Raw genomic sequence first — 6,830 nt, 5'->3', positions numbered from 1 at the left:
GCAGCAACCGTAACAGTCTTACCGTTTACACTGATGTCGCCCGCAGTAAAGGCAACACTAGCTGCAAGCGTATCAGCGGCCGCGACACCTAAAACTGATCCAGCACCTGATATGGTATTGTTGCCGATCTTATTGGCAGCAACATCTCCCAGCGTCACAGAAATGGTTTCGTTGGCATTAGCACCCACCTGGAATTTCTGAGTACCATAAGTACCATCCAACAGTTTCTGCCCCCCAAACGAGGTAGTGTCAGAAATACGGGTCAATTCGGTCTGTAGTGCGGATAGTTCTTTCTGCATTGACGCTCTATCTTCAGCAGAGTTAGAGCCGTTAGCTGACTGCAATGACAAGTCACGCATACGCTGCAAAATGTCAGTCGAAGTCTGCATGGCACCTTCCGCCGTCTGAGCCACGGAAATACCGTCGTTGGCGTTACGCTGCGCCACATCCAGACCGTTGATCTGGCTGGTCAAGCGGTTAGAGATCTGCAACCCGGCAGCATCATCTTTGGCGCTGTTGATGCGCAAACCAGAGGACAAACGCTCCATTGAGGTCTGTAATGCATTGTTTGAGCTGTTCAGATTTCTCTGTGACTTCAATGAGGTCACATTGGTATTAACAGTAATAGCCATGTAAAGTTCCTCTTCCTAGTTTTCACGCCAAGACTTGGAGCTTGGCTAGCTTTGTTAACAAATTTCTATCTTTGCCAGATCTGTCATTCGCTGGTTAAGCGGTAATCAAAGCTGGCCACCTTTATAAATAATCAAACAACGAAACCTTTCCTACCTGACTGAACAGGGTTGACACCGCGTTCATCGCTAGTTGTTGTTTCTGGTATTCAGATACTGCCGAGGCATAATCCAAGTCTTGCAACACCGACAATGCCGAGTTATTCACCAACGTGGTATCAGCGTGGTTACTAGAATAGTTATCCAAGCTGCTAAGGCTGGTGCCGCTCTGACTACGACCAATACGGATCTGATCGACGCCGCTATCGAAATTATTCAAAAGCTGTGCCAACTGTGATTGACCTGCCGGAGTATTGATGGCATTGCCGTTTTCAAACAGATCAATTGCCTGCTGCACTGTGTCAAAAATACTGACAGTGGCTTTGGGCGAGATAGAAAAGCTGTCACCTACGCTGGGCTGCCCATCGATAGAAACATCTATCCCATTGAAAGATATTGTATTTGTAGGATCAAAATTGTTGACTGTGGTAACTAAGTTACTGGCAGAATCATAGACTTCTACATCCATGCCACCACTGCCGTTATCGATGAAATTAAAACTGTAGCTGTCTGCTACATAAGTCGCTGGGTCAGCAATTTTTGCTGACGTTATGGTGAAGTCCCCAGTTTGAGCCGTCGAATAATTGACACCAAAATCCCCCATCGCATTGGGAGCATTCATAAATGCGGCATCACCGGCAATGTTAGTGGGCATCGCAACACCCGTCGCGACTAATGCAGTACGGACATCGCTGTTACCGCTGTACACCATGTTGCCGGCATTATTAAAAGCAAACGGTTGGGTATCGCTGTTGGTACCCGCGAACAGATAGTTGCCTGACTCATCCTGCGAATTGGCAATTGTTTGCAGCTGTTCCAGACTATGACGCATTTCATCGGCAATACTTTGCCGCTCTTCATCGGAGTAAGAACCATTCACCGCCGCCAACATGCGGTCGCGAATTGACATTGACAAGGTTTCTGCATCCCCGAGCTGACTTTCCGTCACTGACAAGTGTTTGGTCGCATAATCGATATTCTTCTGAAATTGTTGGATCAATGAGTTCTGCTGAGTCAGGTTATCAATGCCAATTGCAGCCACAGGATCATCACCTGCGGTATTGACTCGTTTACCGCTGGCAAGCTGATCCATCAGCTTACTGGTCTGAGTCTGTCCACGGTTAAGGTTGGAAATGTTTTGATTGAACATCTGTGCGGTGGATATACGCATGTTCATCACTCCTACTGAACAGCATTAAATAATGTGTCAAAAATGGTATTGGCCGTCGTCATGACTCGTGCAGAAGCCATATATGCCTGCTGAAACTTCATCAGATTGGCGGCTTCTTCATCAAGATTGACGCCCGATTCTGATTGCACTCGGTTATAAGCTTGGTCATATATGCTCTGGGCTGAATTCATGCTGACTTCCGCGGCCTTAGTCTGGCTACCAACACCCAATTTGGTTTGTTGAAACACATCCGCTAATGTGGCTTTGCCACCTTCCATTATTTTACTGTCGGCCAGATCAGCCATAGCGACCGCATTGCTGTTGTCACCCACAGCAAAACTCAAATCAAAAGTGAATGAGTCAGTGCCACCTGACAGTGAATCCAACTGGAAGGTAAAACCGTTGTCACTGATCTGAGGCGGATTGCCAGTAGCAGCGCCAGAACTCACAACGGCGCCTGCGGCATCCAACGCCTGATAAGTTGGCGGGACAACAGAGGAATCAATGGTGTATGTCAGTTCGGTTCCGGTCTTAGGAAAAGTCGCAGCATTACGATTATCAATACTGACCAGTGATAATTTAGTATTGCCGCTGTTAGCCGCATCAGCACTAATTTTAGGTGCCGCCGCCGCTAACCCTTTAGGATCCTTCATTACCACCTGCAGAGTTCCCGCCGCATTGGCTGTGGGGCGAACTTCAAAGCGGTCACCCGCCGCTAATGCCCCAGAATTGATATTGATAGAAAAACCATCAGCCCCTTCTAATGTGGTGCCGTTCAGTGTCAAATTCGTCACCGCACCGGTTTGGTTGTTGGTAAGTTCATAAGTACCACTGCTGGTATAACGCAGCAGGTAACTGTCGCCAGTCAACGCCCCCACATCATCCAAGGTGGCACCGAGTACCGCCGTCCCTGTATTGTTGGAATATGCGCCCACCCGCCCCTGAGCCATGAGCGGATCGTTAATATCGGTAAAAATGTTCTGACCAACCTGACCATTCAGATCGAACCCTTTTGCCTGCAAGCTGTTAAAGGCATCAGCCACACCAAGTGCCATCTGCCCCAGTTGCTGAGAAGCTGGCTGTAGCGTGTTGTCTCGATAGTCATAAAGCGCCCCGAGCTGACCGCCAAGTTTGGCGGGGTCCACCTTCAGCGTGCTGTTGCCTAGGGTGTAGGTCAGATCTGATTCCGTCGGGTAAGGATCGCCGGTAGTGGTTCCCATTGACATGGCAACTTCACCGGATACCAGCATAAAAGAACTGCCCATCATGATGCTGCGACCACCGTTATCCAGCGGGATCACGTTGACTTCGGCGTATTGGCTCAGCTCTTTGATCAATGCATCCTGTTTATCAAGCAGTTGTGGATCAGGCGTATCTGTTTTCATCAACTCTTTGTTGATGTTGGCCATTTCGGTACTGATTTCATTAATGCGGTCGGTGATGCCAGAGATCTCATCGTTAGTCTGGCGCGCCTGACTATTAAGGTACCCATCCATCTGGTTGAAATTGGAGGCCAGTTGTTGCGCTGAGCCCAGCACCGTCTGCCGGATACCGGTGTCAGAAGGTTGATCCGCCAAATCGTTCACACTGGAGAAAAATGAATCCAATGAAGATGTTAGCGTACTGCCATTATTAGAAAGCAGCTCATCCAATTCACTCAGTTTGTTATAACGGGTTTCTGCCGTACTTAGCGCCGTCTGGCCTATGCGTAGTTCTCGCGCGGCATAGTCGTTATAGATACGTTTGACATCAGCGACATAGGTGCCGGTACCATAGTAATTCCCACCCATGTACTGGGAATTTTGGCTTGCCTGAATCGCCACCTGCCGGTTGTAACCTTCGGTGTTTACGTTGCTGATGTTATTACTGGTCACCCCGATTTGAGACTGGGCAGCCAGCACCCCTGTCCGGGCGATGTTCAACAAATCAACAGCCATGCTCCAAACTCCCGTTGTCGGCGGTGGTTACTGACCACCCGCCCCCTGAATCAACTGTCCAAAATCACTTTTGATGCTTTGCAGCACTTTCATCACCTTGCTGGCGTACTGCGGATCTGTGGCATACCCGGCCTCAGCCAAACCGTGCACATATTTTGCCGGTTCAGCTGCTACCTCACGGGCTTTGCTGTAACGTTCATTCTGCGAAATCAACGCCACATAATCGTTAAAGCTATCCTTCAGATTGCCGTAAACCCTAAATGCAGCGTTTTCACGCACCGGAGTGCCCTGTTCATATTCCATCGTGGTTGCGTTAGTGCTGTTACCTGACCAGCGACTATCAGCCTTGATGTTGAACAGGTTATTGCTGGGACGTCCATCTGCCGTTTTGACCATTTTTTGTCCCCATCCGGTTTCCAGCGCCGACTGAGCCAACAACACTTCGGGTGAAGTCCCCAGTTTTTCCGCGGCTTCACGGGCATAGGGATATAGCACCTTCACAAAGTCTTCCTGTGAGCTGATACTACCGCTGTCCTGCGGCAATGCTTTGCCGGTGAGGATGCTATCAAGGGTGTCGTAGTCCAATACCCCTGTCGGCGACTGCGGTAATGCTGTCGTTGCACTAACACTCGCCGCATCAGTCGCAGTGTTATTAGCTCGCACCGGGGCGGCGGTTCTGGTCTGCCTCGAAAAATGCAACGCGGGTTCAGCGATTTCAGTTGGCGCCGCTGGCTGACGATGCGTTGCGTCTTGCGCCGATGTCATGTGTAGTGGCCCCTGAGCGTTTCGCAACACCGATGCTGGCGTAATCCCTGAATCCTGCGGATCTAGCTGTTGCACCATCAAATCCGCTAGCCCCAACATGCCTTTTTTCGATAAATCGACCGACATCTGTTGATCGTGCATTTGCTCATAGAACTTGGTGTACTGTGAGTTCAGCGGATTATCTGTCTCAAACGCTTCATTCGCCTCGCGCATGCTTTTCATCAGCATCTGCACAAAAATACTTTCAAACTGCTGTGCCACTTCCTTCAGCGCAGACTTCTGATCTTTCTGGGCCTTGGCGCGCAAATTATCCAAGCCCGCGATGTCCAGAAATTGTGAAGAGTTTGAAAGTTGATCCATTGTGGGTTCCAGACCGTCAACAATCAGATAACGATAAGCTCACCATGCAAAGCGCCGGCCACTTTTAATGCTTCGAGAATCGCCAAAACATCAGAGGGAGCCGCACCAACCATATTCACGGCGCGCACCAGTTCGTCTAAGGTAGTGCCAGGATTAAACAGGAACATGCGGCGGTTCTGTTGCGACACATCAATAGTGCTGTTAGGTGTTACTGCGGTATTGCCACCCGCCAATGCGTTGGGTTGTGAAACTTGGGCATTTTCTGCAATAGTCACTGTTAATCCGCCATGCGTAATGGCGGCAGGTAACAGCCGCACATCTTTGCCAACCACAATAGTGCCGGTACGGGAATTCACGATAACTTTTGCCGATTCATCGGCTGGCTCTACCTGAATATTTTCCAGTGTGGCGAGGAAGGAAACCCGCTGCGCCGGATCTCGCGGAGCGCTGACCTGAATGGAAGCGGCGTCCAGAGGTCTCGCCATTCCAGGGCCGAGCAGATTATTGATGGCATCTGCCGTCCGTTTCGCGGTATCAAAATCAGCCCTGCGCAGATTAAACGTAAGGTAGTCACCAGTCGCGAATGGGCTAGCAACCTCACGCTCTATGATAGCACCGTTGGGAATGCGCCCCACGGTAGGGGTATTATTCACCACTTTGGAACCATCCATACCATCGGCACTGAAACCACTTACCACTAGGCTCCCTTGAGCAATCGCATAAACGTTGCCGTCAACACCACGCAAGAATGTCTGCAACAAACTGCCGCCGCGCAAGCTTTTAGCTTCACCAAGGCTAGACACGGTGACATCTATCATCTGTCCTGGCTTGATAAACGCTGGCATATCCGCATGCACTGCCACCACGGCACTGTTTTTGATTTTAGGTTGAACATTATCGGCTAGATTGATACCAAAGTTCTTCAACATGGTTTTGAATGTCTGCTCGGTATAACGGGTCTTTTCCCCGGTTCCCGGCAACCCCACCACCAAACCATAGCCAATCAGTTGGTTTTCACGCACGCCCTGAATATCCGCAATATCCTTGATGCGCTCGGCCTTGACCGGCAAGCACAACAATAATCCGAATAGCAGCCACCATGAATTTTTCATCTTTGTTCTCCCTAGAAAGGCCACCAGTCAGACAGAAAGAATTTGCTCAGCCAGCCCACTTTCTGTGAGTCAGCAAAGGTTCCTGTACCGCTGTACTGGATCCGAGCATTAGCAACCCGAGGGGACTGCACGGTATTTTCGGTGGTGATGTCCTGCGGCCGTACAATGCCGGTAATGCGGATAAATTCATCGCCGTTATTGATGGTGATCCATTTTTCGCCGCGTACCACCAAATTGCCGTTACCCAGTACCTGAATGACGTTGGCGGAGATTTCACCTGACAAGCTGTTGCTTTGGGCTGTGTCTGCCGAGCGCTTGGTATCCATGCTGTCGCTGTAACCCAAATCCAGTGACTTGCCATTGATGGTGACATTGCTTCCTGCGGCCGTCAGCGGATTGACGGTCAGGTTGGAACCCTTAGCGATCTGATTACCGGCACTTTTTTTAGCCTGAGTCGATTCCACCAGTTGGATAGTGACAATGTCACCAATGCGGTGCGCCTTGAGATCGGAAAACAGCGGCGTGGCTCGATTGTTAGTGTATATCGAGCCGGTTGGTACCAGCGGCGTAGTGTTGTCCTCTGGGTAAACCGGCGCGTAGTAGGGATCGTCCGCAATAGGTTTCTGCTGGCTTGAAGCACAGGCGCCAAGCAATAGTACTGGCAATAATTTAATTAGCAGCTTCATGACCTTACCCC

At 50.0% G+C, this 6,830-nt stretch carries 6 protein-coding genes; all 6 read right to left on the bottom strand.

Going from position 1 to position 6,830, the window contains the following annotated elements:
• Positions 1-632 (bottom strand): flagellin N-terminal helical domain-containing protein (locus IE064_RS15900; RefSeq protein ID WP_444544695.1); only part of this gene is annotated, 632 nt, incomplete at its 3' end.
• A gap of 121 nt (positions 633-753) precedes the next feature.
• On the bottom strand, positions 754-1,959 hold the full coding sequence (flgL, locus tag IE064_RS15895; RefSeq protein WP_189618701.1) for a flagellar hook-associated protein FlgL: 1,206 nt from the start codon (positions 1,957-1,959) through the stop codon (positions 754-756).
• A gap of 11 nt (positions 1,960-1,970) precedes the next feature.
• Positions 1,971-3,896 (bottom strand): flagellar hook-associated protein FlgK, encoded by a 1,926-nt coding sequence (gene flgK / locus IE064_RS15890; protein ID WP_189618700.1) that lies wholly within the window; start codon positions 3,894-3,896, stop codon positions 1,971-1,973.
• Positions 3,897-3,923: 27 nt separating this feature from the next.
• Positions 3,924-5,021, bottom strand: a complete 1,098-nt coding sequence (gene flgJ / locus IE064_RS15885; protein ID WP_189618699.1) for a flagellar assembly peptidoglycan hydrolase FlgJ — start codon at positions 5,019-5,021, stop codon at positions 3,924-3,926.
• 23 nt (positions 5,022-5,044) lie between these two features.
• A complete protein-coding gene (locus tag IE064_RS15880) occupies positions 5,045-6,133 on the bottom strand; it encodes a flagellar basal body P-ring protein FlgI (RefSeq protein WP_189618698.1) in 1,089 nt (362 codons plus the stop codon).
• A gap of 11 nt (positions 6,134-6,144) precedes the next feature.
• A complete protein-coding gene (gene flgH, locus IE064_RS15875; RefSeq protein WP_189618697.1) occupies positions 6,145-6,819 on the bottom strand; it encodes a flagellar basal body L-ring protein FlgH in 675 nt (224 codons plus the stop codon).
• Positions 6,820-6,830: the final 11 nt, after the last annotated feature.

The sequence above is a fragment of the Shewanella fodinae genome, assembly GCF_014651955.1.
Taxonomy (GTDB): Bacteria; Pseudomonadota; Gammaproteobacteria; order Enterobacterales; family Shewanellaceae; genus Shewanella; species Shewanella fodinae.
Note: the sequence above shows the minus strand (reverse complement) of the source record. Positions and strands in the feature narration are given on the sequence as shown.

What these genes read in the sequence shown, in the direction of transcription:
- flgL (WP_189618701.1), bottom strand. Translation starts at nt 1,959, where the DNA reads ATGCGTATATCCACCGCACAGATGTTCAATCAAAACATTTCCAACCTT.
- flgK (WP_189618700.1), bottom strand. Translation starts at nt 3,896, where the DNA reads ATGGCTGTTGATTTGTTGAACATCGCCCGGACAGGGGTGCTGGCTGCC.
- flgJ (WP_189618699.1), bottom strand. Translation starts at nt 5,021, where the DNA reads ATGGATCAACTTTCAAACTCTTCACAATTTCTGGACATCGCGGGCTTG.
- IE064_RS15880 (WP_189618698.1), bottom strand. Translation starts at nt 6,133, where the DNA reads ATGAAAAATTCATGGTGGCTGCTATTCGGATTATTGTTGTGCTTGCCG.
- flgH (WP_189618697.1), bottom strand. Translation starts at nt 6,819, where the DNA reads ATGAAGCTGCTAATTAAATTATTGCCAGTACTATTGCTTGGCGCCTGT.